Genomic DNA, 24,472 nt, shown 5'->3' with positions numbered 1-24,472 from the left:
GGAATCTCGACGCCAATTCAGGCTCAGGTGCGCTCGGCCCAGGCCGCGCTGCTGAAAAATTTCATGGTGACCGCATGGATGCTGCCATCGGCGATCCATGGGTTCAAATGCGCATAGATGCTCTGCTGACGCTTTACCGGGCTCAAGGCCGCCAGTTCGTCACTGATCACATTCAACTGGAAGTTGCAGCCCTGGCCCTCAACTTCAACCTGGGTTCCTGGCAGCTTTTCTTCAAGGAAGCTTTTTACTTCGGTGGCCTGCATGCTCAACCTCGATCGGCGCCCAACGCGCGCGGGTCGGTCATGATACAAAAAAGCCCCGCGCCTGCGAACCCCGCATGAGCAGGACTCTGACGGGGGGCTTCGAGCCTTGCGCCAATTATTGAACGCCCAGCAGTTCCGTCAGTTCGGAAACCTCGGCGATTTCGCGCATTTCCCGGGACATGCCCCGGATGCTGAAGGACTTGCCAAGCCTGGCCGCATCGCGCATGAAGGCCAGCAGCAGGGCCAGGCCGACGCTGCTGGACTTCTCCACCGCCGAACAATCGACCACCAGCGCCGCGGCGTCGCTCGACTCGATCAGCGCCTGACCCTGCTTGCGCAAGGCCGCGCCGGTACTGTAGTCGAGCACGCCGGCCAGGTGCAGTTCACCCGCCTCGCCCAGGCGAATGCTGGCCTCACTCACCGCCGCTATCCTTCTGCGGGTTCTTCTCGGATTCGGCCTTGGCCTTCTCCACCTCACCCGCCCAGCCGTCGATGGTCTTGTCCAGGTTGTTGCCGTTGCGCTGCATCGCGTCGGCGAACTGGTCACGGAACAGCTTGCCGATGTTGATGCCGTTGATGATCACGTTGCGCAGTTTCCATTCGCCGTTGATCTTCTCAAGGGTGTAGGAAACCGGATAGATCGCGCCGTTGTTGCCCTTGACAGTCATGCCGACGCTGGTGCGGTCACCCGACTCGTCCTTGGGCGCATCGACGGTGATACCCTGGTTGTTGTACTCGAGCAGCGCGTTGCCATAGAACTGGAACAGGCCACGCTTGAAGTTTTCCTGGAAGCGGGCCATCTGCTCGGGCGTTGCCTTGCGCGAATACTTGACGGTCATGATGCTCTTGGAAATGCCTTCGGCGTCCACCACCGGGCCGACGATGGCGTTCAGCGAATTGTAGAAGTCACCCGGGTTCTGCTTGTACTTCTCCCGGTTCGCCGCGAGATCGGCGAGCATCTTGTTGGTGGTGTCCTGCACCAGGTCGTGGGCAGAAGGAGCCGCCACGGCATTGCCCATCAGCGGCAACGCCGCAAGCAATACCAGCAGGCTACGGCGCAAGATAGAGATCATGGAAAAACTCCTCATTTGGCGTCTTTATTAACGGTATTGAGCAGGAATTTACCGATCAGATCTTCCAGTACCAGCGCCGACTGGGTGTCATGGATGGTTCCGCCATCCTTGAGCAGGGTGTCTTCCCCGCCCACGCTGATACCGATGTACTTCTCACCGAGCAAACCCGCGGTGAGGATGGACGCGGTCGAGTCAGTCGGCAGGTTGTTCACGCTCTTGTCGACTTGCATGGTCACCCGCCCCGTGAAGTTGTCGCGGTCCAGATCGATCGCCGTGACCTTGCCGATGGTCACACCGGCCATGGTCACCTTGGCTCTGACAGTCAAACCGGCGATATTGTCGAAGTACGCGTAAAGTTTATATGTTTCAGTATTTGCCGTAGGGGATAGCCCACTGACCCGCAATGCCAGCAACAGCAAAGCCAGGATGCCGGCCAGCAGGAAAAGGCCGACACCGATTTCCAGGGTGCGGTTTTGCATCAGAAATCTCCAAACATCAAGGCGGTCAGAATAAAGTCCAGGCCGAGTACTGCCAGAGAGGCATAGACCACGGTCTTGGTAGTGGCACGGCTGATCCCTTCCGAAGTGGGCTCGCAGTCGTAGCCTTGAAACACGGCAATCCAGGTCACCACGAAGGCGAACACGATGCTCTTGACAATCCCCTTCAGCACGTCGCCGTTGAAGGTCACGCTGTTCTGCATGTTGGCCCAGTAGGAGCCGTCATAGACGCCCAGCCAGTCCACCGCCACCCACGAACCGCCCCAGATGCCGACCACGCTGAAGATCATCGCCAGCAGCGGCAGGGAAATGAAGCCGGCCCACAACCGGGGCGCGACGATGTACTTGAGCGGATCGACACCGATCATTTCCAGGCTGGAAAGCTGCTCGGTGGATTTCATGTTGCCGATTTCCGCAGTCAGGGCCGAGCCGGCACGGCCGGCGAACAGCAAGGCGGTGACCACCGGCCCCAGCTCGCGCAGCAGCGTCAGGGCGACCATCTGCCCCACCGCCTGCTCGGAACCGTAGCTGGACAGGATATTGAAGCCCTGCAGCGCCAGCACCATGCCGATGAAAATCCCGGATACGACGATGATCACCAGCGACATGACACCCACGGCGTGCAACTGCCTGACCAGCAGGCCGAAACCGCCGCCGATGCCGCCACGGCCGAACAGCACGTGAAACAGAAACAGCGTCGAACGCCCGAGTACCGCGAGCACGTCGATGCCCGAACGCCCGAACAGACGAATTCTCTCGATCAATGAATGCTTGCGCATCAGCGCTTCCCCAACAGATCTGCGCGGTAATCCGGCGCCGGGTAATGGAACGGCACGGGACCATCCGGATTGCCGGTCATGAACTGGCGAATGCGCGGGTTATCGGCATTCATCAGTTCTTCGGGCGTGCCCTGGCCCAGCACCTGCCCGTCCCCCACCACATACAGGTAGTCGGCGATGCTCGCGGTTTCCGCCAGGTCATGGGAGACGACGATGCTGGTGATGCCCAGGGCATCGTTGAGCAGGCGGATCAGCCGCACCAGCACGCCCATGGCGATCGGGTCCTGGCCGACGAACGGCTCGTCGTACATGAGGATCTGCGGATCCAGCGCGATCGCCCGTGCCAGGGCCACGCGCCGCTTCATGCCGCCGGAAAGCTCGTCGGGCATCAGGTCGACCGCGCCGCGCAGGCCAACGGCCTGCAGTTTCAGCAGGACGATGTCGCGAATCATCTCCTCCGGCAGCTCGGTGTGCACCCGCAGCGGAAAGGCGACGTTCTCGAAGACATCCAGATCGGTGAACAGCGCCCCGCTCTGGAACAGCACACCCATGTGCTTGCGCGAGTCGAACAGGTCGCTGCGCGACAGCGCCGGCAGGTTCCGGCCGTTGACCCAGACCTCGCCGCTGTTGGGGCGCAACTGCGCGCCCATCAACCGCAACAGGGTGGTCTTGCCACATCCGGAGGGCCCCATGATGCCGGTGACCTTGCCCCGCGGAATGCGAATATCGACATTATTGAAGATGCTGCGCGCGCCGCGCTTGAAGGTAACCCCCTTCAGCTCGACCGCGTAGGCGTTATCGACGCTCATCTAGACTCCTTGCGATGCAGCCTCTGTCTCGGACACCAGGCCCCTGTAAAAAGAGGTGCGCACATCCTGAGCGGGCCGAACTGGTCGCGAACTATATCACTGCTGATACGAGCCGCCCAAGGCCGAAGCCGCGCTTGTTCAGGCGAGGGACAGTCGGTTTTGACACACACCCGAGCGAAAACTGACAGCCGCCTCCTACACCCACGGCGTAAAGAGCAACGATCAAGCGTGAGGGAATTGCTCATTACCGCTATAATCGCGCCTTTTCATCGGGCTATACGATTTCTGACATGAGCCAATCCAGCGACCTGATTCAATCGGCACAACGCACCATCCGCCTCGAAGTAGAAGCCGTGGAAGGCTTGTTGGCCCACATCGACGCAGATTTCGTACGCGCTTGCGAGATGATTCTGGCCAGCAAAGGCCGCGTGGTCGTGCTCGGCATGGGCAAGTCCGGGCACATCGGCAACAAGATCGCCGCGACCCTGGCGAGCACCGGCACCCCGGCCTTCTTCGTCCACCCGGCCGAGGCCAGCCACGGCGACATGGGCATGATCACCCGCGATGACGTCATCCTGGCCCTGTCGAACTCCGGCTCGACCTCGGAAATAGTCACCCTGCTGCCGCTGATCAAGCGCCTGGGCATCCAGCTGATCAGCCTGACCGGCAACCCGGACTCGCCGCTGGCCAAGGCCGCCGAAGTCAACCTCAACGCCCGCATCGAACACGAGGCCTGCCCGCTGAACCTGGCACCCACCTCGTCGACCACCGCAGCCCTGGTGATGGGCGATGCCCTGGCCGTCGCCCTGCTCGAAGCCCGTGGTTTCACCGCCGAAGACTTCGCGTTCTCCCATCCGGGCGGTGCCCTGGGGCGGCGCCTGCTGCTGAAAGTGGAAAACGTCATGCACGCCGGCGACGAGTTGCCACAGGTACTGCGCGGTACCCTGCTGAAAAACGCGCTGATGGAAATGACTCGCAAGGGCCTGGGCATGACCGTGATCGTCGAAGCCGACGGTCGCCTCGCCGGGATCTTCACCGATGGCGACCTGCGTCGCACCCTGGATCGCACCATCGACATCCACAGCGCCCTGATCGAAGAGGTCATGACCCCTCACGGCAAGACCGCCCGGGCCGAGATGCTCGCCGCCGAGGCCCTGAAGATCATGGAAGACCATAAAATCAGCGCCCTGGTGGTGGTCGATGACGAGGATCGCCCGGTCGGCGCCTTGAACATGCACGACCTGCTGCGCGCCGGAGTAATGTAAATGAGCACTGATCTGCTGCAACGCGGCAAGAACATCAAGCTGGCGGTATTCGACGTCGACGGCGTCCTTACCGACGGTCGCCTGTACTTCCTCGAGGATGGCAGCGAGTTCAAGTCGTTCAGCACCCTGGACGGCCAGGGTATCAAGATGCTGATGGCGGCTGGCGTGCAAACCGCTATCATCAGCGGCCGCAAGACCGTGCTGGTCGAGCGACGCGCCAGGAACCTGGGCATCCCCCATGTGTTCCAGGGCCGCGAAGACAAGCTGGTGGTGCTTGACGCCCTGCTCGCCCAACTCGGCCTAGACTATGAACAGGTCGCCTATCTGGGCGACGACCTGCCTGACCTGCCGGTGATCCGCCGCGTCGGCCTGGGCATGGCCGTGGCCAATGCCGCGAGCTTCGTGCGCGAACACGCCCACGGCGTGACCCAGGCACGTGGCGGCGAGGGCGCCGCGCGCGAATTCTGCGAGCTGATCCTGCGCGCCCAGGACAGCCTTGAAGCGGCCCACGCCGCCTACCTGTAGAGCCTTTTATGCTGAACAAGAAGATTCGCAACATTCTGCTGTTCGGAGTCATTGCCGCCCTGTTCGCGGCCGTTGGCTACTGGAACATCAGCCCGGAACGCTTCCTGGAACAGACGGCCGCACCGGTGGACAACAATGCCATCGACTACTATGCGATCAATGCCCATAGCGTCCAGTACATGCCCGACGGCAAGGTGCAGTACGACATGACCGGTGACAAGGTCGAGCATCTCAAGGTTTCCGACGTCACCCTGGTGACCAAGCCGGACCTGCAGGTCTACCGCGGCACCGCGTTCCCCTGGCACGTCCAGAGCGAACGCGCCGAGGTCAACCCGGACGGCACCGAGGTCGAGCTGATCGACTCGGTGCGGGTCGCGCGCACCGACGAAAAACAGCGCCATGTCATCATTACCACGACCCGGATGACAGTATTCCCACAGAAGCAATATGCGCAGACCGAGCAAGCCGTTAGAATCGACGGCCCCAACGGCGTGACCACGGGCAAGGGCATGAAAGCCTATCTGGAAGAAAGCAGGATGCACCTGCTATCGAACGTAAGAGGACAGTATGAGTCTCGTTAAAACCCTCCCTATTTTGCTCAGCCTGGGCGCAGCACTGGGAAGCGTGAGCGCCTGGGCTCTGCCGAACGACAGCGAGCAGCCCATCCGCATTCAAGCTGACGACGCTCAACTGGATGACAAGCAGGGCATCGCCACCTACAAGGGCGACGTCATCATCACTCAGGGTTCGATGATCGTTAAGGGCAACACCGTGACGCTCACCCGGACCAAGGACGGCGCCATCGACGTGGTGACCTCCGTGGGCAACCTGGCCTACTTCGAGCAGAAGCAGAAAGCCACCGACCCGCAGCCGGTCCGCGGCTACGGCAAGACCATCCAGTACCATGCCCAGCAGAACCGCATCGTCCTGATCGACCAGGCCAAGGTGGTCAACGAAGGCAACACCACCGAAGGCGAGAAGATCGTCTACGACACGGTGAAACAGGTGGCAACCGCCGGTCGCGCCAACGGCAGCCCGATCACCACGCCGCGCCAGCGCATCGACATGGTTATCCAGCCGAAAAAGAAAACTGACGAGCACAAGGCCCAGTAATGGCAATTCTGAAAGCCCAGCATCTGGCCAAGGCCTATAAAAGTCGCCAGGTCGTGCGTGACGTCAGCCTGTCGATCGAAAGCGGACAGATCGTCGGCCTGCTCGGCCCCAACGGTGCTGGCAAGACCACCTGTTTCTACATGATCGTCGGCCTGGTCCAGGCCGACCAGGGTCGCGTGCTGATCGACGACCAGGACGTCAGCCACCAGCCGATGCACGGCCGCGCCCGCGCCGGGATCGGCTATCTGCCCCAGGAAGCCTCGATTTTCCGCAAGCTGTCGGTGGCCGACAACATCATGGCGATCCTCGAGACCCGCAAGGACCTCGACAAGGCCGCCCGTCGCAAGGAGCTGGAAAGCCTGCTGCAGGAATTCCATATCAGCCACATCCGTGACAACCTCGGCATGAGCCTGTCCGGTGGTGAACGACGCCGCGTGGAAATCGCCCGTGCCCTGGCCACCGCGCCGAAGTTCATCCTGCTGGACGAACCGTTCGCCGGTGTCGACCCGATTTCCGTGGGCGACATCAAGCAGATCATCCATCACCTCAAGGCCAAGGGCATCGGTGTACTGATCACCGACCACAACGTCCGCGAGACCCTGGATATCTGTGAGACCGCCTATATCGTCAACGATGGACAACTGATCGCCGAAGGCGATTCGCAAACCATCCTGGCCAACGAACTGGTCAAGGAAGTCTATCTGGGCCACGAGTTCCGCCTGTAAGCATCGGGGAACCCAATACCCGCCTGAGCGCATGAGTTTTCGATAAGAACCACCGCTTTTTCCGGCTTTTTATTGTTACAGCGCTCTAGGCAAACACTCCGGTTTCGGGCATATAATTTGCTTATGTTTGGCGCTCCGGCGCCCTGTAGTGGATGGCGCATGCGCGCCGGCAAATAAGGTGTTAAGCCCCTGCCATGAAACCATCGCTAGTCCTTAAAATGGGCCAGCAGCTGACGATGACGCCGCAGCTGCAACAGGCCATCCGCCTGCTCCAATTGTCGACCCTGGATCTTCAGCAGGAAATCCAGGAAGCCCTGGAATCCAATCCGATGCTCGAACGCCAGGAAGAAGGCGACGACTTCGATAACAGCGATCCAATGGCCGACAAGGCCGAGCAGAACACCACGCCCGAAATCCCGGAAACCTCCTACCAGCAGGAAACCGCCCCCACCGTCGACAACATCGACGAAGGCGAGTGGAGCGAACGCATTCCCAACGAACTCCCGGTCGACACCGCCTGGGAGGACGTCTACCAGACCAGCGCCAGCAGCCTGCCCGGCAACGATGACGACGAGTGGGACTTCACCACCCGCACCTCGGCCGGCGAAAGCCTGCAAAGCCACCTGCTGTGGCAACTGAACCTGGCTCCGATGTCCGACACCGATCGCCTGATCGCCGTGACCCTGATCGACTGCATCAACAACCAGGGCTACCTGGACGAGACCCTCGAAGAGATTCTCGAAGCGTTCGACCCGGAGCTGGACATCGAACTCGACGAGATCGAGGCCGTCCTGCATCGCATCCAGCAGTTCGAGCCCGCCGGCATCGGCGCGCGCAACCTCGGCGAATGCCTGCTGCTGCAACTGCGCCAGCTGCCGGCCAAGACCCCCTGGCTGAACGAGGCCAAGCGCCTGGTCACCGATTTCATCGACCTGCTGGGCAGCCGCGACTACAGTCAGCTGATGCGGCGCATGAAACTCAAGGAAGACGAACTGCGCCAGGTCATCGAACTGGTACAGAGCCTCAACCCGCGCCCCGGCTCGCAGATCGAGTCGACCGAAGCCGAGTACGTGGTCCCCGACGTGATCGTGCGCAAGGACAACGAACGCTGGCTGGTGGAACTGAACCAGGAATCGGTGCCACGCCTGCGGGTCAACCCGCAGTATGCCGGCTTCGTCCGCCGTGCCGACACCAGTGCCGACAACACCTTCATGCGCAACCAGTTGCAGGAGGCGCGCTGGTTCATCAAGAGCCTGCAGAGCCGCAACGAGACACTGATGAAGGTCGCCACCCAGATCGTCGAGCATCAGCGCGGTTTCCTGGAGTACGGCGACGAGGCGATGAAGCCGCTGGTGCTGCACGACATCGCCGAAGCGGTGGGCATGCACGAGTCGACCATTTCCCGGGTCACCACCCAGAAATTCATGCATACCCCCCGCGGTATCTACGAACTGAAATACTTTTTCTCCAGCCACGTCAGCACTTCCGAAGGCGGCGAATGCTCGTCCACGGCGATCCGCGCAATCATCAAGAAACTGGTGGCGGCGGAAAATCAGAAAAAGCCGTTGAGTGACAGCAAGATCGCTGGTTTACTGGAGGCACAAGGCATTCAGGTCGCCCGTCGTACCGTCGCCAAGTACCGCGAGTCCCTCGGAATCGCGCCTTCCAGCGAACGGAAGCGGTTGATGTAACCGCCGGGCGTGCCACAGCGTTCCAGTGGCAAGCCATCAGGCTTGCCGCTTTATGCACTGGCAACGAAGGAGAAGCTGTATGCAAGTCAACATCAGTGGACACCAACTGGAAGTGACCGAACCACTGCGTGTCTATATCGGTGAAAAACTCGACCGATTGGAACGCCACTTCGACAAGATCACCAACGTACAGGTGACAATGGCCGTCGAGAAACTGAAGCAGAAAATCGAGGCCACTTTGCATATCCACGGCGGCGAGGTGGTTGCCAATGCAGAACATGACGACATGTATGCAGCAATCGACCTGCTGACCGACAAGCTCGACCGCCAACTGAAAAAGCACAAGGAAAAGAACCTGCACCTGCTCCAAGGTACGGGTCGTTAACATCCTCCCATGATTCGACTTGAAAATATCCTGACCCCCGGCCGTTCCCTGGTGAACGTGCCGGGCGGCAGTAAAAAGCGTGCACTCGAACAAATTGCCAACCTGATCAGCCGCGAAGTGCCCGATCTGGAGATGCAGGATGTCTACGAGAGCCTGATCGCCCGTGAAAAACTCGGCTCCACCGGCTTTGGCAATGGCATCGCCATCCCCCACTGCCGGCTCAAGGGCTGCGAAGCGCCCATCAGTGCCCTGATGCACCTGGACGCCCCTATCGATTTCGACGCCATCGACGGCGCCCCGGTCGACCTGCTGTTCGTGCTGCTGGTCCCGCAGGCTGCCACCGATGCGCACCTGGAACTGCTCCGGCAGATTGCCAGCATGCTGGACCGCAAGGAGGTGCGCGACCGCCTGCGTAGCGCACCAAGCAATGAAGCCCTGTATCAGGTTGTCCTGGACGTGCAGAACGGTCAGTAACCATGCGCTTGATCATCGTCAGCGGCCGCTCCGGCTCAGGTAAAAGCACCGCCCTCGACGTACTCGAGGACAGCGGCTATTACTGCATCGACAACCTGCCGGCCGGGTTGCTGCCGGAACTGGCCGAACGGGCGTTGATCCATACCGAGCTGGCGCAACCGCTGGTCGCCGTGTCCATCGACGCGCGCAACCTGCCCAGCCACCTGTCACGTTTCCCCGAACTGCTGGACGAAGTCCGCGGCCGACATATCCAGTGCGACGTGCTGTACCTGGATGCCGATGAGGAAACCCTGCTCAAGCGTTTCTCCGAGACCCGTCGACGCCACCCCCTGAGCAGCGCCAACCGCTCGCTGGCCGAAGCCATCCGCGACGAGAGCAACCTGCTGGGGCCGATTGCCGACCTGGCGGACCTCAAGGTCAACACCACCAATCTCAACCTCTATCAGTTGCGCGATACCATCAAGCTGCGGCTGCTGAACCAGCCGGAACCGGGCACCGCATTTCTGGTAGAATCGTTCGGCTTCAAGCGCGGCATGCCGGTGGACGCCGACCTGGTGTTCGACGTGCGCTGCCTGCCCAACCCGTATTGGAAACCGGAACTGCGCGAGCAGTCCGGGCTCGACCAGCCGGTAGCCGAATACCTCGCCGCACAGCCGGACGTCGAGGAGATGTTCCAGGACATTTCCAGCTACCTGCTCAAATGGTTGCCACGCTTCGCCGCCAGCAACCGTGCTTACGTCACCATTGCCATTGGCTGCACCGGCGGGCACCACCGCTCCGTCTACCTGACCGAGCGCCTGGGTCAGTTGTTGCAGCAGTCCCTGAAGAACGTCCAGGTCCGCCACCGCGACCTTAGCTGAAAGGATCACCATCGCGATGCCCGCTCTGGAAATCGAAATCATCAACAAGCTGGGCCTGCATGCCCGCGCTTCAGCGAAGTTCGTCGGCGTTGCCGGCCAGTATCCCTGCCAGATCCGGGTCGGGCGCACGCCCGAAAGCATGGTCGACGGCAAGAGCATCATGGCCATGATGATGCTGGCTGCGGGCAAGGGCACCCGGATCCACATAAAGACCGAAGGCGAACAGGAAGACGAGGCCATGGCGGCGTTGGTGGCGTTGATCAACAACTACTTCGACGAAGGCGAATAACCCCCCGGCAGAGCGGGCAAGCCCGCTCCCCCATCAGCGGTGGGTAAGCAGGCCTGCCTGCAGCGGATAACCTGCCGCTGATCAGGCACCCGCCAGCCAGCCGAACAACCGGGCAACGAGCAGCACCACTCCAGCCAGCAACAACAGCCAGCCAACTCCCTGGCGAAAGCGTCGCCCTCTGCTCATTGCCACGGTATCTGTCTCCATCATCGGCTCTGGATCTTGTGGGTAGTGTGTTTTACGCCAGGGCCGCGAGATAACGCCGTTCGACTTCCGGCCAGTTGATCACATTGTAGAAAGCATTGATGTATTCCGGGCGACGGTTCTGGTACAGCAGGTAATAGGCATGCTCCCAGACGTCCAGGCCGAGGATCGGCGTATTGCCGTTCATCAGCGGACTGTCCTGGTTGCCACTGCTCTCGACCACCAGTTTTTTCTCCGGCGTCACGCTCAGCCACGCCCAGCCGCTGCCAAAACGCGTCAGCGCGGCCTTGGTGAAGGCTTCCTTGAACGCCTCGAAGCCGCCCAGTTGCTCGTCGATGGCCCGTCCCAGCGCCGCCTCCGGCTCGCCGCCCCCCAGCGGGCTCATCACCGCCCAGAACAGCGAGTGGTTGGCATGGCCGCCACCATGGTTGATCACGGCCGGACGCATGTTCTCCGGCAACTGGCCAACCGCGGCCACCAGCGCCTCGACAGGCCAGTCGGCCCACTGCGACCCCTCGACAGCCGCATTGAGGTTGGTGACGTAGGTCTGGTGGTGCCTGGTGTAGTGGATCTCCATGGTCTTGGCATCGATATGCGGTTCCAGGGCGTCGTAGCTGTAGGGCAGCGCAGGCAAGGCGTAGGGCATTTCAATGAACTCCATGTTGATGACTCGACGGGACAGCGCCCGAGGAGGCCGTCCGGCTGTGCAGCAGGCGGCTGGTGCGGGGGTACTCGCCGTACTCGCTGATGAAGGCCAGCAGTTCGACGTAGGTTTTGCTGCTCTGGTGCAGCGCCGCCTCACGCAGCGCGACGGGAAGCCGAGTGTCCTGCATCGCCTGCAACAGGCGCTGGTGAATGGCGCACAGGTACTCGACGCTCTCTTCCGGCTGATTGAGGCGCAGGTGCAGGTCCGCCAGGTTGTGGTGGGAAATCACGCAGGCGGCCACCGCCTCCTCGGCATCCGGCCAGCGCTCGAACAACACCTGCGCCAGGGCCAGGGCCTGCAGGTAGTGCTCGCGGGCATCGACCAGCTCGCCAAGGTTGAAATGGCGATTGGCCCTTTCGATTGTGCGTCTCCAGTGTTCCATGACGAACCTCCAGACAATGCAGTGGATTACACGCCACCGGCCGTGAGCTTTTCCGGATCCAGCAGGGTTTCCAGTTGGCTACGGGGCAGATCGGTATGTTCGAGCGCCACCTCGATGATCGGCCGACCTTGCTGATAGGCCTTCTTGGCAATCTCGGCGGCTTTCTGGTAACCGATGATCGGGTTCAGCGCGGTGACCAGGATCGGGTTGCGCGACAGCGCCTCCTTGAGCTTGGCCTCGTTGACCTTGAAGCTGGCGATGGCCTTGTCGGCCAGCAGACGACTGGCATTGGCCAGCAGCTCGATGCTGCCCAGCAGGTTGTGGGCAATGATCGGCAGCATCACGTTCAGTTCGAAGTTGCCCGACTGGCCGGCCACGGCAATCGTCGCGTCGTTGCCGATCACCTGGGCGGCGACCATCGCGGTCGCTTCCGGAATCACCGGATTGACCTTGCCCGGCATGATCGACGAACCGGGCTGCAGGGCCTCCAGCTCGATCTCGGCCAGGCCGGCCAGCGGGCCGGAGTTCATCCAGCGCAGGTCGTTGGCGATCTTCATCAGCGACACCGCGGTCGTCTTCAACTGGCCGGAAACGGCGACCGCGGTATCCTGGGAGCCGATCAGGGCGAACAGGTTGCCACCTGGCGTGAACGGTACACGGGTCAAGGCGCTCAGTTGGCGACTGAACAGTTCGGCGAACTGTGGGTGCGCGTTGATCCCGGTACCCACCGCGGTACCGCCCTGGGCCAGGGATTGCAGGCTGGGCAGCAGGTTCTGCAGATGCAGGACGTTGGCCTTGAGCTGTGCCGCCCAGCCATCGAGCACCTGGCTCAGACGCACCGGCATGGCGTCCATCAGGTGGGTGCGACCGGTCTTGATGAACGGATGAACCTGCTCCGCCTTGGCCTCGGTGACCCGCACCAGGTGCGCCAGGGCCGGCAACAGTTGCTCGTGCAGGGCCAGTGCGGCGCTGACATGGATGGTGGTGGGGATGATGTCGTTGCTGCTTTGGCCGCAGTTGACATGGTCATTGGGGTTGACCGGCTCACCCAGCAGACGGCTGGCGAGGGTCGCGATCACCTCGTTGGCGTTCATGTTGGAGCTGGTGCCGGAGCCGGTCTGATAGATATCCACCGGGAAGTGCAGCATGAAATCGCCTTCGAGCAGGCCCTGGCAGGCATCGACGATGGCCTTGCCCTGGGCTGCGCTCAGTTGCCTGAGTTCGACGTTGGCCTGAGCCGCAGCCGCCTTGGCCAGGATCAGGGCACGAATGAACTGCGTCGGCATGCGCTGGTGGCTGATGGGGAAGTTGTCCACGGCACGCTGGGTCTGGGCGCCATACAGGGCTTCCGCCGGCACCTGCAGTTCGCCCATGCTGTCGCGTTCGATACGGGTATTACTCATCGGGAAATCCTTGCACCAGTTCAGTCAGGGGAATGGAAGGCAGCAGCGAGCAGTTCGCCAACTGCCAGGCAAAGCTTTGCCAGCGGCGCAGCCGGCAATTGCACAGCGCCTGGCGCTCCAGATCGCGCAACGGCCGCCAGGCCTGGTCCAGGCATAACGACCGCCAGTGCCAGGGCAACGCGGTATCGGTGGCCGTATCGAGCAGCAGGCGAAAGGACGTTGCAGCGATGGTCCAGGGTGAAGTGGGTGTGCAACAGGCCAGGTAGCGGCCCTCGGCGAGGTAATGGTCGATCAGCCGGGGCTCGTCCGGCAGCAGTGCGCAGCGGACCTGGCGGCTCATCCAGCGCCAGCTGTCCAGATAGGGTTGCTCATGCAAGGCAGAACTCATGACCCAGGCTCATTCGATAATGAGATTTATTATTATACGATATTGATAATCAACACAACGCTTGCAAAACGGGCCTGTCCCCCCTCATTGAGGGACAGGCTTCCTCAGCGTGGCGTCGGCACAAAAAAAGGCGCGTCGCTTGAGCGACGCGCCTTTTCGTTCGGGTTGCGGCGGTGGATCAGCTACCGGCGACAGTCATCCGCTCGATCAGCACCGAGCCGGTGCGGATGTTGCTGCGCAGCTCGAGATCGCTGCCCACGGCGACGATCTGCTTGAACATGTCGCGCAGGTTGCCGGCAATGGTCACTTCCTGAACCGGGAACTGGATCTCGCCATTCTCCACCCAGAAACCGGCCGCTCCACGGGAATAGTCCCCGGTGACCATATTCAGTCCATGCCCCATCAGCTCGGTCACCAACAGGCCGCGCCCCATTCGGCGAATCAGGGCATCCTGGTCCTCGACCCCATGGGTGACGAACAGGTTGTGCACGCCGCCGGCGTTGGCGGTGCTCGGCAGGCCGAGCTTGCGTCCCGAGTAGGTGCCCAGCACATAGGACACCAACGTGCCATTCTCGACGAACGGCTTGGCATAGGTCGCCAGGCCATCGCTGTCGAAGGCCGAACTGCTCATGGCCCGCATCAGGTGCGGACGCTCATCGATGGTCAGCCACTGCGGGAACAGCCGTTGCCCCAACGCGCCCTCGAGGAACGACGACTTGCGATACAGGTTGCCGCCGGAAATCGCCGACAGGAAACTGCCGAACAACCCACCGGCCAGTTCCGCCGAAAACAGCACCGGCACTTCGCAGGTCGGCACCGGACGCGCGCCCAGGCGGCTGGCCGCCCGCTGCGCGGCCTTGCGGCCAATGCTGACGGCGTCGGCCAGCAGCTCGCCCTGGCGATTGACGTCGTACCAGTAGTCACGCTGCATCTGCCCATCGCCTTCGGCGATCATCACACAGCTGAGGCTATGGCGCGTCGACGCCGAGCCGGCGATGAAACCGTGGCTGTTACCGTACACCCGGCACCCCTGGGACGTGCTCAGGGTGGTGCCGTCGGCGTTACGGATCCGACTGTCGGCGTCGAAGGCCGCCGCTTCACAGATCAGCGCCCGCTCGATCGCCTGCTCCGGGGTGATGTTCCATTCGTGGAACAGGTCGAAATCCTTGATTTGCTTGGCCATCAGGGCCGCATCGGCCAGCCCGGAGCACTCGTCCTCGGAGGTGTGCCTGGCGATGGCCAACGCCGCCGCGACGGTTTCGCGAATGGCCTCGGCGCCACTGGCCGAAGTGCTGGCCGAGCCCTTGCGCTGCCCCACGTACAAGGTGATACCGAAGCCCTGGTCACGGTTGAACTCGACCGTTTCCACTTCCCGCTGGCGCACCGACGTCGACAGCCCCTGCTCCACGGACACCGCCACCTCACAGGCACTGGCCCCCTGGCGCCTGGCCTCGGCAAGAATCTGCTCGACCTGCTCCTGCAGGGCCGGCAAGGCCTGCGGGCCAACGCTTTGTGCTGCGCTCATGGTCTTCTCCACTCAGCTTTCTCCACTCAAATGCAGCTTTCAGTCACGCTCATCGAACGAGCGGGCCGGACAAGCGGCCCCCGACTGGTTATCATGGCGGCGTTTCTTTGCGGACTGCCACCATGGTTGATTCTTACGACGACTCCCTCGATGGGGAGAAAAGCAAATCCCAGGTCAAACGCGAGCTGCATGCTCTGGTTGATCTCGGTGAGCGACTGACCACACTCAAGCCTGACCTGCTGGCAAAACTGCCACTGACCGACGGCTTGCGCCGTGCCCTGGCCGATGCGCCGAAGCACACCGCGCATATCGCGCGCAAACGACACATCCTGTTCATCGGCAAGCTGATGCGCGACCAGGACATCGACGCCATCCGGGTGGTGCTCGACCAGGTCGATGCCTCCACCAAGCAGTACAATGAACGCTTCCATAACCTCGAACGCTGGCGCGATCGCCTGATCACGGGCAACGACGACGTCCTGGAAAAGTTCGTCAGCGAGTACCCCGAGGCGGACCGCCAGCAACTGCGCTCGCTGATCCGCCAGGCCCAGCACGAACTGGCACACAACAAGCCACCGGCTTCCAGCCGTAAAGTCTTCAAGTACATCCGGGAGCTGGACGACACCCAACGCGGCCTGCGCTGAGTGTCGACCTGGGTGGGCCGGCAAGCGGCTCACCCAAGCGCTCCGGCCCCTACGCGCCCGTGCCGCCCACGGTGATCGCGTCGATCTTCAGGGTCGGCTGGCCAACACCCACCGGCACCGACTGCCCATCCTTGCCACACGTGCCCACACCACTGTCCAGTGCCAGGTCGTTGCCAACCATCGACACCCGGCTCATGGCTTCCGGCCCATTGCCGATCAGCGTCGCCCCCTTGACCGGCGCAGTGATCCTGCCGTCCTCGATCAGGTAGGCCTCGCTGGTAGAGAACACGAACTTGCCGCTGGTGATATCGACCTGGCCGCCGCCGAGGTTGGCGCAGTAGATCCCCTTCTTCACCGAGGCGATGATTTCCGCCGGGTCGCTTTCGCCGCCGAGCATGTAGGTGTTGGTCATGCGTGGCATCGGCAGGTGCGCATAGGATTCGCGGCGGCCGTTGCCGGTACGGGCGACGCCCATCAGGCGGGCATTGAGCTTGTCCTGCATGTAGCCCTTGAGCACGCCGTTCTCGATCAGCGTGGTGCATTCGGTCGCAGTGCCCTCGTCATCGACGCTCAGCGAGCCGCGACGGCCGGCCAGGGTGCCGTCATCGACGATGGTGCACAGGCTCGAAGCGACCCTTTCGCCCATCCGTCCGCTGTAGGCCGAACTGCCCTTGCGATTGAAATCGCCTTCCAGGCCGTGGCCGACCGCCTCGTGCAGCAGGACGCCAGACCAGCCGGAACCGAGCACCACCGGCAGTGTACCGGCCGGAGCGGGGATCGCTTCCAGGTTGACCAGCGCCTGGCGCAAGGCCTCGCGGGCATACCCCATGGCACGGTCTTCACTGAGGAAATAACGGTAGTCGGTACGCCCGCCACCACCGTGGCCACCCCGCTCGCGCCGGCCATTGTGCTCGACGATCACGCTGACGTTGAAACGCACCAGCGGTCGTACGTCCGCCGCCAGGCCACCGTCGGTAGAGGCCACCAGAATGCGCTCCCAGACGCCGGCCATGCTCACCGAAACCTGCTGGATACGCGGGTCGAGGGCGCGAGTGGCGACGTCGATGCGCTTGAGCAGTTCGACTTTCTCGGCGCGGGTCAGGACGTCCAGCGGATTGTCCGGTGCATAGAGTTGTGCCACGTCCTGGGCGGAGAACGCCTGCACCCGGCCGTTCTGCCCGGCACGGGAGATCGAACGGGCCGCACGCGCGGCTGCGCCCAGGGCGTCGAGGGTGATGGCGTTGCTATAGGCGAAGCCGGTCTTTTCCCCGGATTGCGCGCGTACGCCGACACCCTGGTCCAGGTTGAAGCTGCCTTCCTTGACGATACCGTCTTCGAGCGCCCAGGACTCGGAAATCTGCCCCTGGAAATACAGGTCGGCGGCGTCGATGCCGGGCCCGGCCAGGTCACCCAGGACCGATTGAAGGTTTTCGATGGTCACGCCACCCGGCGCCAACAGGTGTTCGCTGACTGAGGACAACAACTCGCTCATAGGTTTTGCGCCTTATTTCGTCATTGCGATGCAGGTCGCTGCGCGCCCTGCGAGAAAAAGCGCCGGTGACTCGCCACCGGCATCCGCGCCCGGATGGACGCCTGTTCATTACTGTCACGCTCGGCCAGCAACACCGCTTCGCCCTGATCCTGCCGGGCGAGGACACGCCCCCACGGATCGACGATCGCCGCATGCCCGAAGGTCTCGCGCGGCCCCGGATGCACGCCGCCCTGGGCAGCCGCCAGCAGATAGCACTGGGTCTCGATGGCACGGGCACGAATCAGCACGTCCCAATGCGCCGCACCGGTCACTGCGGTGAAGGCCGAGGGCGCGGTGATCAGTTCCGCACCGGCCAGCCGCAGTTCGCTGTACAGCTCGGGGAAGCGCAGGTCATAGCACACGCTCAGGCCCAGACGCCCCACCGGCGTATCGGCCACCACTACCCGGCTACCATGAGCATAGTCATCGGATTCACGATAACGACCCCGATTGTCCGCCACGTCCACATCGAACAGGTGCAGCTTGTCGTAGCGGGCCACCGTTTCGCCCTGGTCATCGACCAGCAACGAGCAGGCATTGGACTTGGCATCCGGCTGGCCGACCGGCGGCAACGGCAGGGTACCCGCGACAATCCATAACCTGAGGTCGCGCGCGACCTGTTTCAACCACGGCAGGATCGGCCCCTCGCCCAGCGCCTCGGCCCGGCCGATCGCGGCGACGTCACGACGGCCCATGGCGGCGAAGTTTTCCGGCAACACCGCCAGTCGCGCACCGCCTTCGGCGGCCTGCTCGAGCAGGCGACGGGCCTGGGTCAGGTTGGCCAGCACATCGTCCTGGCTGACCATCTGGATGACGGAGAAAGTCATGGCACACTCCTTGGAAGACTGGCCACCATGCTACTCCATGGGGCGCTACTTGGACTTTTCAAAAGGTTTGTCGAACGTGATTTTCGGTTCTTTCCAGGGACCGGTGACGCTGTACTTCACACTGGCGAACCGCGCGACCCGGTCGCCGATCAGCTTGTCGATCAGGAACAGCGCACCACCGATGGCCGGCGCTCCGACGATCAGCGCGGCGATCGGCAGGTTGTTGGTCACCGGCAAGGTCACCAGCAGCTTGGCATCGACCCGGTCGCTGACCATGTCCAGCGTACCGTTGAGTTCCAGGTTGCTCGACGGCCCGGTCAACGTGATCGGTTCGCGGGTGACATATACGCCATCGCTGGCTACCAGCAGTCCCTTGACCCGGTCATAGCTCAGGCCCTTGCCGAGCAGGTCGGAGAAATCCAGGCGCAGGCGGCGACCGATGGAGTTGAAGTTCAGCAGACCGAACACCCGCAAGGCCTGGGCACCGCCCTCGACTTCGACGAACTGGCCCTTGCGCAGGGTCGCATCCAGGCTGCCGGAGAAACGCTTGAGCCCGACCCAGGCCGGCGAGCCGGGCCAACGGCCATCGACATCGAGGTGGAAGTCGTCGCTGGTCACGGTCGGCGCGAAGCTCCAGGCCTTGAGCACATCAGCGAGGTTCTTGCCCTCCAGGCGCCCATTGATCCAGCTGCCACTGCTGCCCGGCGCGCCTTCCCAGCCGCCATTGCCCTGCAACTGCATCCCCTTGAGGCCGAGATTGAGGTCGTTGAGCTGGATTCCCTTGGGCGTCGGCCGCACCTTCAGCGACCAGGCGCCCACCAGGTCCTGGCCCTGGAACAACTGGTCGATGGCGATATCCAGCGCCGGGATCTGCTGTGGGTCCACCGAGGCCAGCGGGTCCGGGGCATTTTCATCGGCGACCACGCTCGGGTCCGGGGCCGGCAACCGCACATAGGCCAGCTTGACGCCGATCGGGGCCCCCTTGGCATCCGGCAGCGTCACACTACCCTTGGCCTGCTGGCTGTCGATCAACAATCCCCAGGTCGAGCCACTGCGGGCCATCTGCAGGCTGACCTGGTCGAACCGGGTGCCGAAACCGCTGAGCTTATCGACCTTGAAATCCGCGCTGCTGAGCAACTGTTTGGCATTGCCACCCGGATCCTGGCCGGCATAGCGGTCGATCACCGCCTTCCACGGTTCCATGTCCAGTTCCGAGAGTACGCCACGTACCCGCAGGCCCTTGACCGTCGGCAGTTGTGCATCGCCATCGCCGAGGAACAACTCCCCCCGGCCGTCGGCGAACCTGCCGCCCGGGGCGGCAAAGGTGAAGTTCGCCAGCTCGCCATAGTCGAACCAGTAGCGCCGTTCGGCACCTTGCAGGGTCATGCGGAACACGCTGTCGCGCCCCTGGCTGGCCGGCATGCCAAAAGGAGCGGGCAGATCGACGGCCACGCCCTTGAGGTTGGAACTGATCATCAGTTGGCTGTCGGCACCGTCGAGGTTCAACTGCAGCTGGTACGGCAGGTCGCCGGATACCGGCAGCGGCTGGCTGACGCCCAGCCAATCGGTGAGTTTCCTGAGGGCCACCTGGCCCTTGGCCGTGACCCGGGTGCTGAGGCTGCCAGGCTTGCCGTCGGCACTGATCTGCGCGGTGATCGGCCGGTCGAACGCCTGGGCGCTGATGCCATCGCCACTGAGGCCCTTGTCGCTGTCGAAACGGAAATTGCCCTTGAGCTGGGTCAGTTCGAGACTCGGGTCAGCCAGCTTCAGCCGCGCCTGGTCGGTGGCGAAGTCCACCAGCACCTTGGGCTCGTCGCCCTTCTCCAGCGGAACATCCAGCCTGACCTTGCCCTGCAGGCTGCCCTCGCCCTGCCAACCGGCAAAGGTCGGGCCGGTACCGATCGGCGCCTCCTGGAGAATCTTCAGGCCATCGCCGAGACCGCCGGCAAAATTGCCGTCGAGGAACATGTGCGGCGCCTTGCCCGCGGTCGAGTGCGGGATGTTGACCATCACATCGCTGACCTGGGTATCGAGCAACTGGCCCTTGCTGGCCTTGATCCGCACCCCGCTGTCCTCGATGAACACATCGCCGTTGACCTTGCCGACATGGGGCCAACCCGGCTGGAAGGCCAGTTCGGCGTCATGGACCTTGAAGAACAGGCTGATGCTGCGTGCGGCGGCGGCGGCATCGTGGTTCAGCGAACCCTGGTACTGGAAGAAACCCTGGTCCACGGCACCGTGGAGAATCGCGGTACGCAACCATTCGTCGAGGGAGGGGCTCAACACCGCCGGCAGGTACTTGGGCGTGAAACGTCCGTCACCGTCGACCAGACCGACCCGCAGATCCATGTAGTCTTCCTGCTCCGGGGCGAAATGCAGGCGGATCAGGAAGTCGGCGGCGATCCGCCCCTCCTCGCCGAGCACCTTGATATAGGGCGCGATCAGGGTAAAGCCCTCCTGATCGAGCTTCCAGGTCAGCCGGGCGTTGGCCTGCAGGTACTGCCAGGGCTTGTTGAAGATCGGATAGAGGAACAGCGAGAAGTCCTTGCTGTCCATGCGCAACTCGCCGTGCCCCAGGTCGCCGCTGATGCTGCCGGTGACATTGCGCGCCGCCGGCGCACCGTGATAGGCGTCGAAACCGACCCGCTCGAGGTTGGCCTCGAAGCTCAGGCGACGGTCACCGGTTTCCTGTGGCCGGTAATCGAGCAACACATTGCGCAAGGCCCCGGTGACTTTCAGGTGGTCGATCACCGTGGCCAGCCCTTGCGGCAGCGGCGCCAGGCTGTCGAGCAGCGCAGTGATCGGCGTCAGGTCCAGGCGATCGGCCTGCACGTGCCACACTTCACCGCTCTTGTCGGTCGCGGCACTCTGCTGCAATTGCAGGTGGGACTCCCAGCGGGTCTCCCCCAGGTTCATCGCCAGCGAGTCGAGCAGCAGGCTAAAGCCCTGGTCGTTGCGTTGCAGATAGGCATTGAGGGCGAGGTTGTCGATTTTCGCCGGCTGGCGATCGGCGTACCCACCGCGAAACTGCGGGGCATTGAGCCGCGCCACGGCGCTCTGCACCGTGCCATCGGCCCACTTCAACCAGAATTCACCGCCGGCCTTGAGTTCGGCGATCTTCCATTTTCCGGCCAGGCTCGCCGGCAGCCAGCGCGCCCAGTCGCTCTGCGGCAGGCTCAGGTAGGCTTCGGCGGACGCATGGCGCCAGTCGCTGGGGCGCATGCGGGTCGTCAGGTTGAGCGCCAGTGGCTGGCCGTCGGGCAGGTTCAGGCGCAGATCGAGGCGCTGGCGACCGGGGCCGACGCGCAGGTTCAGGCCGACATAGGTCAGGGTCAGCGGCGACTCGCCATAAGGTTCCAGCGTCAATTGACTGTCCAGCACCGACAACTGCTCGATCACCTGCAGGCGCTTGAGCACCTGTTCAGGGTCCAGCGGCTGGTCATCAGCCGGGCGCGGCAGGCCTTCGAGGGCCCATTGCCCATCCTCGCCCTGCCTGAGGTTGAGCTGCAGCCCATGCAGTTCGAGGCGGGCGATACGCAGCTCGCGGGCCAGCAGGCTGGCGCGGATATCCGGGATCACCTGCACATGGTCCAGGCGCAGGGCCGAGCCCCCCGTACCGATCATTACATCGTGGGCCGACAGCACCGGTGCCAACCCGCTCCAGTGCCCTTCCAGGCTGCCAATGGCCAATGGCATGCCCAATGCCGCCTGCGCCCTGGTTTCGACATCGGCACGGTATTCGGCCACCAGCGGCACGAGTTGCCGCCCCAGGCTGACGTACAACGCCAGCAATACCAGCAGCAACGCACAGATGCCCAGGCTCCAGCGGGTCAACGCGGCAACAAAGCGCGACAAACGCTCCATGTCAGTGGCCCCTCAGGCAGAATTCGATGAAAAGGCCGGCTTCAGGCAGTGCGGGCAATATGTATACGGAACAGGGAATCAGAGCAGCACCACGTCGTATTGTTCCTGGGAGTACATGGTTTCGACCTGGAAACGGATGGTGCGCCCGATAAAGGCCTCCAGTTCCGCGACATTGCCCGACTCTTCATCCAGCAGCCGGTCGACGACTTTCTGGTTGGCCAATACTCTATAGCCTTCGGCCTGATAGGCACGGGCCTCGCGAAGGATTTCGCGGAAAATCTCGTAACAAACCGTCTCCGGGGTCTTCAGCTTGCCGCGCCCCTGGCAACTGCTGCACGGCTCGCACAACACCTGCTCCAGGCTTTCGCGGGTGCGCTTGCGGGTCATCTGCACCAGGCCCAGTTCGGTGATGCCGATGATGTTGGTCTTGGCGTGGTCGCGTTCCAGCTGCTTTTCCAGGGTACGCAGCACCTGGCGCTGATGCTCCTCGTCCTCCATGTCTATGAAGTCGATGATGATGATCCCGCCCAGGTTGCGCAGGCGCAGTTGGCGGGCGATCGCGGTGGCCGCCTCGAGGTTGGTCTTGAAGATGGTTTCCTCGAGGTTGCGATGACCGACGAAAGCCCCGGTATTGACGTCGATGGTGGTCATGGCTTCCGCCGGGTCGACCACCAGGTAGCCGCCGGACTTGAGCGGGACCTTGCGCTCCAGGGCCTTCTGGATCTCATCCTCGACGCCGTACAGATCGAAGATCGGTCGTTCGCCGGGGTAGTGTTCCAGGCGATCGGCGATTTCCGGCATCAGCTCGGCGACGAACTGCGTGGTTTTCTGAAAGGTTTCCCGGGAGTCGATACGGATCTTCTCGATCTTCGGGCTGACCAGGTCGCGCAGGGTGCGCAGCGCCAGACCGAGGTCCTCGTAGATGACATTGGGCGCACCGATGGTCTTGATCTGCGTACCGATCTGGTCCCAGAGGCGCCGCAGGTAACGGATGTCCATCATGATCTCGTCGGCCCCGGCGCCCTCGGCGGCGGTACGCAGGATGAAGCCGCCGGCCTCCTTGATGCCTTCCTGGGCCACGCAGTCGCTGACCACCTTCTTCAGCCGCTCACGCTCGGCTTCGTCTTCGATCTTCAGCGAAATGCCGACATGTGCGGTGCGTGGCATGTACACCAGGTAGCGCGACGGAATCGACAGCTGCGTGGTCAGGCGGGCGCCCTTGGTACCGATCGGGTCCTTGGTGACCTGCACCACCAGGCTCTGCCCTTCGTGAACCAGCGCACTGATGCTTTCCACCGCCGGGCCTTCGCGCATGGAGATTTCCGAGGCGTGGATGAACGCAGCCCGGTCCAGGCCGATATCGACGAACGCCGCCTGCATGCCCGGCAGCACCCGGACCACCTTGCCCTTGTAGATATTGCCGACGATACCGCGCTTCTGCGTCCGCTCGACATGGACCTCTTGCAACACACCGTTCTCTACCACCGCCACGCGCGATTCCATCGGCGTGATGTTGATCAGGATCTCTTCACTCATGGCTGCGTCTCGTTCAGGCGTGTTCACAATTATTGCCGTTCACTGGAGTGCGGCAATCAGCGCACGATAAGGTTTTGCCAACAGGGTATGTCGAAACGGCCAAGCAGTTCTGCGGTTTCGCACACAGGCAGGCCGACAACGCCCGAATAGCTGCCGTTCAGGCTCTCCACGAAAACCGCCGCCAGGCCTTGAATGGCATAGCTCCCGGCCTTGTCGCGGGGTTCGCCGCTGGCCCAGTAGGTGTGTGCCTCTTCTGTTTTGATAGTACGAAATTTCACGAGACTGCGAACTACCCGCGACTCGCAGCGCTCGCCGTCGAGCAACGCGATGGCTGTCAGCACTTCATGTTCGCGCCCCGACAGGGCGAGCAGCGTGGCGACCGCATCCGCTTCGTCCAGCGGCTTGCCGAGAATACGCCCATCGAGCACCACGGCGGTATCGGCGCCCAGCACACAGGCCACGACATCCGCACCGAGGGCGGCACGCCCGGCCGCAGCCTTGCCACGCGCCAGGCGCTCGACATAGGCCACGGGAGATTCGTCGCTCAGGGGTGTTTCATCGATATCGGCACTGATGGCCGTGAACGGCACACCGATCTGGGTCAGCAGTTCACGCCGACGCGGCGAGCCGGAGGCCAGGTAGAGCGGGTTCATCAGGACATCTCCTTGTCGGGGCTCGTCACGCGGATCATCAGGCACCGGGAAATGGCCGATG

The 24,472-nt window shown here is 62.8% G+C and carries 27 protein-coding genes; 11 read left to right on the top strand and 16 right to left on the bottom strand.

Features of this window, described 5'->3' with window-relative positions; genetic code table 11:
- Positions 1 to 23 precede the first annotated feature (23 nt).
- The 6 genes from ACM62G_RS17065 to ACM62G_RS17040 all read right to left on the bottom strand — a co-directional run bounded on the left by ACM62G_RS17065 (position 24) and on the right by ACM62G_RS17040 (position 3,421).
- Complete coding sequence (locus tag ACM62G_RS17065; protein WP_017904292.1) at positions 24 to 263, bottom strand: BolA family protein; 240 nt, start codon at positions 261 to 263, stop codon at positions 24 to 26.
- A gap of 115 nt (positions 264 to 378) precedes the next feature.
- Positions 379 to 684, bottom strand: a complete 306-nt coding sequence (locus ACM62G_RS17060; protein WP_419735205.1) for an STAS domain-containing protein — start codon at positions 682 to 684, stop codon at positions 379 to 381.
- Positions 677 to 1,336 carry an MlaC/ttg2D family ABC transporter substrate-binding protein gene (locus ACM62G_RS17055; RefSeq protein ID WP_054058973.1) on the bottom strand — a complete coding sequence of 220 codons (660 nt, stop codon included), beginning with the start codon at positions 1,334 to 1,336 and terminating at the stop codon, positions 677 to 679. Before ACM62G_RS17055 ends, ACM62G_RS17060 begins: the two co-directional genes overlap by 8 nt.
- A gap of 11 nt (positions 1,337 to 1,347) precedes the next feature.
- Positions 1,348 to 1,815: an outer membrane lipid asymmetry maintenance protein MlaD gene (gene mlaD / locus ACM62G_RS17050; protein WP_017904295.1), complete on the bottom strand. Its 468-nt coding sequence runs from the start codon at positions 1,813 to 1,815 to the stop codon at positions 1,348 to 1,350.
- A complete protein-coding gene (mlaE, locus tag ACM62G_RS17045; RefSeq protein WP_017904296.1) occupies positions 1,815 to 2,612 on the bottom strand; it encodes a lipid asymmetry maintenance ABC transporter permease subunit MlaE in 798 nt (265 codons plus the stop codon). Before mlaE ends, mlaD begins: the two co-directional genes overlap by 1 nt.
- A complete protein-coding gene (locus tag ACM62G_RS17040) occupies positions 2,612 to 3,421 on the bottom strand; it encodes an ATP-binding cassette domain-containing protein (RefSeq protein WP_017904297.1) in 810 nt (269 codons plus the stop codon). Before ACM62G_RS17040 ends, mlaE begins: the two co-directional genes overlap by 1 nt.
- A gap of 290 nt (positions 3,422 to 3,711) precedes the next feature.
- Between ACM62G_RS17040 and ACM62G_RS17035 the strand changes: the two genes are divergently transcribed.
- From ACM62G_RS17035 to ACM62G_RS16990, 10 genes are all read left to right on the top strand, one after another.
- A complete protein-coding gene (locus tag ACM62G_RS17035; RefSeq protein ID WP_054058972.1) occupies positions 3,712 to 4,686 on the top strand; it encodes a KpsF/GutQ family sugar-phosphate isomerase in 975 nt (324 codons plus the stop codon).
- Positions 4,687 to 5,211 (top strand): KdsC family phosphatase, encoded by a 525-nt coding sequence (locus tag ACM62G_RS17030; protein WP_054058971.1) that lies wholly within the window; start codon positions 4,687 to 4,689, stop codon positions 5,209 to 5,211. It abuts the gene before it with no gap.
- A gap of 8 nt (positions 5,212 to 5,219) precedes the next feature.
- Entirely contained in the window at positions 5,220 to 5,792 is a 573-nt protein-coding gene (gene lptC, locus ACM62G_RS17025; RefSeq protein WP_054058970.1) for an LPS export ABC transporter periplasmic protein LptC, read from the top strand.
- Positions 5,779 to 6,324, top strand: coding sequence for a lipopolysaccharide transport periplasmic protein LptA (gene lptA / locus ACM62G_RS17020; protein ID WP_054058969.1), 546 nt, complete (start codon positions 5,779 to 5,781; stop codon positions 6,322 to 6,324). The genes lptC and lptA overlap by 14 nt, the downstream gene beginning before the upstream one ends.
- On the top strand, positions 6,324 to 7,049 hold the full coding sequence (gene lptB / locus ACM62G_RS17015) for an LPS export ABC transporter ATP-binding protein (RefSeq protein ID WP_054058968.1): 726 nt from the start codon (positions 6,324 to 6,326) through the stop codon (positions 7,047 to 7,049). The genes lptA and lptB overlap by 1 nt, the downstream gene beginning before the upstream one ends.
- A 194-nt stretch (positions 7,050 to 7,243) precedes the next feature.
- Positions 7,244 to 8,740, top strand: coding sequence for an RNA polymerase factor sigma-54 (locus ACM62G_RS17010; RefSeq protein ID WP_054058967.1), 1,497 nt, complete (start codon positions 7,244 to 7,246; stop codon positions 8,738 to 8,740).
- Positions 8,741 to 8,819: 79 nt separating this feature from the next.
- Positions 8,820 to 9,125 carry a ribosome hibernation-promoting factor, HPF/YfiA family gene (hpf, locus tag ACM62G_RS17005; protein WP_040064265.1) on the top strand — a complete coding sequence of 102 codons (306 nt, stop codon included), beginning with the start codon at positions 8,820 to 8,822 and terminating at the stop codon, positions 9,123 to 9,125.
- Positions 9,126 to 9,134: 9 nt separating this feature from the next.
- Complete coding sequence (gene ptsN / locus ACM62G_RS17000; RefSeq protein WP_029532608.1) at positions 9,135 to 9,599, top strand: PTS IIA-like nitrogen regulatory protein PtsN; 465 nt, start codon at positions 9,135 to 9,137, stop codon at positions 9,597 to 9,599.
- Positions 9,600 to 9,601: 2 nt separating this feature from the next.
- Entirely contained in the window at positions 9,602 to 10,459 is an 858-nt protein-coding gene (gene rapZ / locus ACM62G_RS16995) for an RNase adapter RapZ (RefSeq protein WP_017904305.1), read from the top strand.
- A 16-nt stretch (positions 10,460 to 10,475) separates the two neighbouring features.
- Positions 10,476 to 10,748, top strand: coding sequence for an HPr family phosphocarrier protein (locus ACM62G_RS16990; protein ID WP_054058966.1), 273 nt, complete (start codon positions 10,476 to 10,478; stop codon positions 10,746 to 10,748).
- A gap of 238 nt (positions 10,749 to 10,986) precedes the next feature.
- Here the strand turns inward: ACM62G_RS16990 and ACM62G_RS16985 are convergent, their stop codons facing one another.
- The 5 genes from ACM62G_RS16985 to pmbA all read right to left on the bottom strand — a co-directional run bounded on the left by ACM62G_RS16985 (position 10,987) and on the right by pmbA (position 15,356).
- The gene (locus ACM62G_RS16985; protein ID WP_054058965.1) at positions 10,987 to 11,598 is read right to left on the bottom strand and encodes a superoxide dismutase; all 612 of its coding nucleotides are present in this window, start codon (positions 11,596 to 11,598) and stop codon (positions 10,987 to 10,989) included.
- A 1-nt stretch (position 11,599) separates the two neighbouring features.
- Positions 11,600 to 12,040: a hypothetical protein gene (locus tag ACM62G_RS16980; protein WP_054061744.1), complete on the bottom strand. Its 441-nt coding sequence runs from the start codon at positions 12,038 to 12,040 to the stop codon at positions 11,600 to 11,602.
- A gap of 26 nt (positions 12,041 to 12,066) precedes the next feature.
- Positions 12,067 to 13,443: a class II fumarate hydratase gene (locus ACM62G_RS16975; RefSeq protein ID WP_054058963.1), complete on the bottom strand. Its 1,377-nt coding sequence runs from the start codon at positions 13,441 to 13,443 to the stop codon at positions 12,067 to 12,069.
- Positions 13,436 to 13,831, bottom strand: coding sequence for a FagA protein (locus ACM62G_RS16970; protein WP_273823402.1), 396 nt, complete (start codon positions 13,829 to 13,831; stop codon positions 13,436 to 13,438). The genes ACM62G_RS16975 and ACM62G_RS16970 overlap by 8 nt, the downstream gene beginning before the upstream one ends.
- 178 nt (positions 13,832 to 14,009) lie before the next feature.
- On the bottom strand, positions 14,010 to 15,356 hold the full coding sequence (gene pmbA, locus ACM62G_RS16965) for a metalloprotease PmbA (RefSeq protein WP_054061745.1): 1,347 nt from the start codon (positions 15,354 to 15,356) through the stop codon (positions 14,010 to 14,012).
- Positions 15,357 to 15,478: 122 nt separating this feature from the next.
- Between pmbA and yjgA the strand changes: the two genes are divergently transcribed.
- Entirely contained in the window at positions 15,479 to 16,000 is a 522-nt protein-coding gene (gene yjgA / locus ACM62G_RS16960; RefSeq protein WP_054058960.1) for a ribosome biogenesis factor YjgA, read from the top strand.
- 49 nt (positions 16,001 to 16,049) lie between these two features.
- Here the strand turns inward: yjgA and tldD are convergent, their stop codons facing one another.
- The 5 genes from tldD to ACM62G_RS16935 form a co-directional block, all read right to left on the bottom strand.
- Positions 16,050 to 17,492, bottom strand: coding sequence for a metalloprotease TldD (gene tldD / locus ACM62G_RS16955; RefSeq protein WP_273823404.1), 1,443 nt, complete (start codon positions 17,490 to 17,492; stop codon positions 16,050 to 16,052).
- 20 nt (positions 17,493 to 17,512) lie between these two features.
- Complete coding sequence (locus tag ACM62G_RS16950; protein ID WP_054058958.1) at positions 17,513 to 18,358, bottom strand: carbon-nitrogen hydrolase family protein; 846 nt, start codon at positions 18,356 to 18,358, stop codon at positions 17,513 to 17,515.
- A 45-nt stretch (positions 18,359 to 18,403) separates the two neighbouring features.
- Entirely contained in the window at positions 18,404 to 22,222 is a 3,819-nt protein-coding gene (locus tag ACM62G_RS16945) for a YhdP family protein (RefSeq protein ID WP_419735204.1), read from the bottom strand.
- A 78-nt stretch (positions 22,223 to 22,300) separates the two neighbouring features.
- Positions 22,301 to 23,758, bottom strand: coding sequence for a ribonuclease G (gene rng / locus ACM62G_RS16940; protein WP_054058956.1), 1,458 nt, complete (start codon positions 23,756 to 23,758; stop codon positions 22,301 to 22,303).
- Between the two features lie 56 nt (positions 23,759 to 23,814).
- Positions 23,815 to 24,411, bottom strand: coding sequence for a Maf family protein (locus ACM62G_RS16935; RefSeq protein WP_273823406.1), 597 nt, complete (start codon positions 24,409 to 24,411; stop codon positions 23,815 to 23,817).
- Between the last annotated feature and the right edge of the window lie 61 nt (positions 24,412 to 24,472).

Source organism: Pseudomonas sp. COR18 (genome assembly GCF_048568395.1).
Taxonomy (GTDB): domain Bacteria; phylum Pseudomonadota; class Gammaproteobacteria; order Pseudomonadales; family Pseudomonadaceae; genus Aquipseudomonas; species Aquipseudomonas fuscovaginae_B.
Note: the sequence above shows the minus strand (reverse complement) of the source record. Positions and strands in the feature narration are given on the sequence as shown.

Coding starts and splice junctions, on each gene's coding strand:
- ACM62G_RS17065 (WP_017904292.1), bottom strand. CDS start 263: ATGCAGGCCACCGAAGTAAAAAGCTTCCTTGAAGAAAAGCTGCCAGGA.
- ACM62G_RS17055 (WP_054058973.1), bottom strand. CDS start 1,336: ATGATCTCTATCTTGCGCCGTAGCCTGCTGGTATTGCTTGCGGCGTTG.
- mlaD (WP_017904295.1), bottom strand. CDS start 1,815: ATGCAAAACCGCACCCTGGAAATCGGTGTCGGCCTTTTCCTGCTGGCC.
- mlaE (WP_017904296.1), bottom strand. CDS start 2,612: ATGCGCAAGCATTCATTGATCGAGAGAATTCGTCTGTTCGGGCGTTCG.
- ACM62G_RS17040 (WP_017904297.1), bottom strand. CDS start 3,421: ATGAGCGTCGATAACGCCTACGCGGTCGAGCTGAAGGGGGTTACCTTC.
- ACM62G_RS17035 (WP_054058972.1), top strand. CDS start 3,712: ATGAGCCAATCCAGCGACCTGATTCAATCGGCACAACGCACCATCCGC.
- ACM62G_RS17030 (WP_054058971.1), top strand. CDS start 4,687: ATGAGCACTGATCTGCTGCAACGCGGCAAGAACATCAAGCTGGCGGTA.
- lptC (WP_054058970.1), top strand. CDS start 5,220: ATGCTGAACAAGAAGATTCGCAACATTCTGCTGTTCGGAGTCATTGCC.
- lptA (WP_054058969.1), top strand. CDS start 5,779: ATGAGTCTCGTTAAAACCCTCCCTATTTTGCTCAGCCTGGGCGCAGCA.
- lptB (WP_054058968.1), top strand. CDS start 6,324: ATGGCAATTCTGAAAGCCCAGCATCTGGCCAAGGCCTATAAAAGTCGC.
- ACM62G_RS17010 (WP_054058967.1), top strand. CDS start 7,244: ATGAAACCATCGCTAGTCCTTAAAATGGGCCAGCAGCTGACGATGACG.
- hpf (WP_040064265.1), top strand. CDS start 8,820: ATGCAAGTCAACATCAGTGGACACCAACTGGAAGTGACCGAACCACTG.
- ptsN (WP_029532608.1), top strand. CDS start 9,135: ATGATTCGACTTGAAAATATCCTGACCCCCGGCCGTTCCCTGGTGAAC.
- rapZ (WP_017904305.1), top strand. CDS start 9,602: ATGCGCTTGATCATCGTCAGCGGCCGCTCCGGCTCAGGTAAAAGCACC.
- ACM62G_RS16990 (WP_054058966.1), top strand. CDS start 10,476: ATGCCCGCTCTGGAAATCGAAATCATCAACAAGCTGGGCCTGCATGCC.
- ACM62G_RS16985 (WP_054058965.1), bottom strand. CDS start 11,598: ATGCCCTACGCCTTGCCTGCGCTGCCCTACAGCTACGACGCCCTGGAA.
- ACM62G_RS16980 (WP_054061744.1), bottom strand. CDS start 12,040: ATGGAACACTGGAGACGCACAATCGAAAGGGCCAATCGCCATTTCAAC.
- ACM62G_RS16975 (WP_054058963.1), bottom strand. CDS start 13,443: ATGAGTAATACCCGTATCGAACGCGACAGCATGGGCGAACTGCAGGTG.
- ACM62G_RS16970 (WP_273823402.1), bottom strand. CDS start 13,831: ATGAGTTCTGCCTTGCATGAGCAACCCTATCTGGACAGCTGGCGCTGG.
- pmbA (WP_054061745.1), bottom strand. CDS start 15,356: ATGAGCGCAGCACAAAGCGTTGGCCCGCAGGCCTTGCCGGCCCTGCAG.
- yjgA (WP_054058960.1), top strand. CDS start 15,479: ATGGTTGATTCTTACGACGACTCCCTCGATGGGGAGAAAAGCAAATCC.
- tldD (WP_273823404.1), bottom strand. CDS start 17,492: ATGAGCGAGTTGTTGTCCTCAGTCAGCGAACACCTGTTGGCGCCGGGT.
- ACM62G_RS16950 (WP_054058958.1), bottom strand. CDS start 18,358: ATGACTTTCTCCGTCATCCAGATGGTCAGCCAGGACGATGTGCTGGCC.
- ACM62G_RS16945 (WP_419735204.1), bottom strand. CDS start 22,222: ATGGAGCGTTTGTCGCGCTTTGTTGCCGCGTTGACCCGCTGGAGCCTG.
- rng (WP_054058956.1), bottom strand. CDS start 23,758: ATGAGTGAAGAGATCCTGATCAACATCACGCCGATGGAATCGCGCGTG.
- ACM62G_RS16935 (WP_273823406.1), bottom strand. CDS start 24,411: ATGAACCCGCTCTACCTGGCCTCCGGCTCGCCGCGTCGGCGTGAACTG.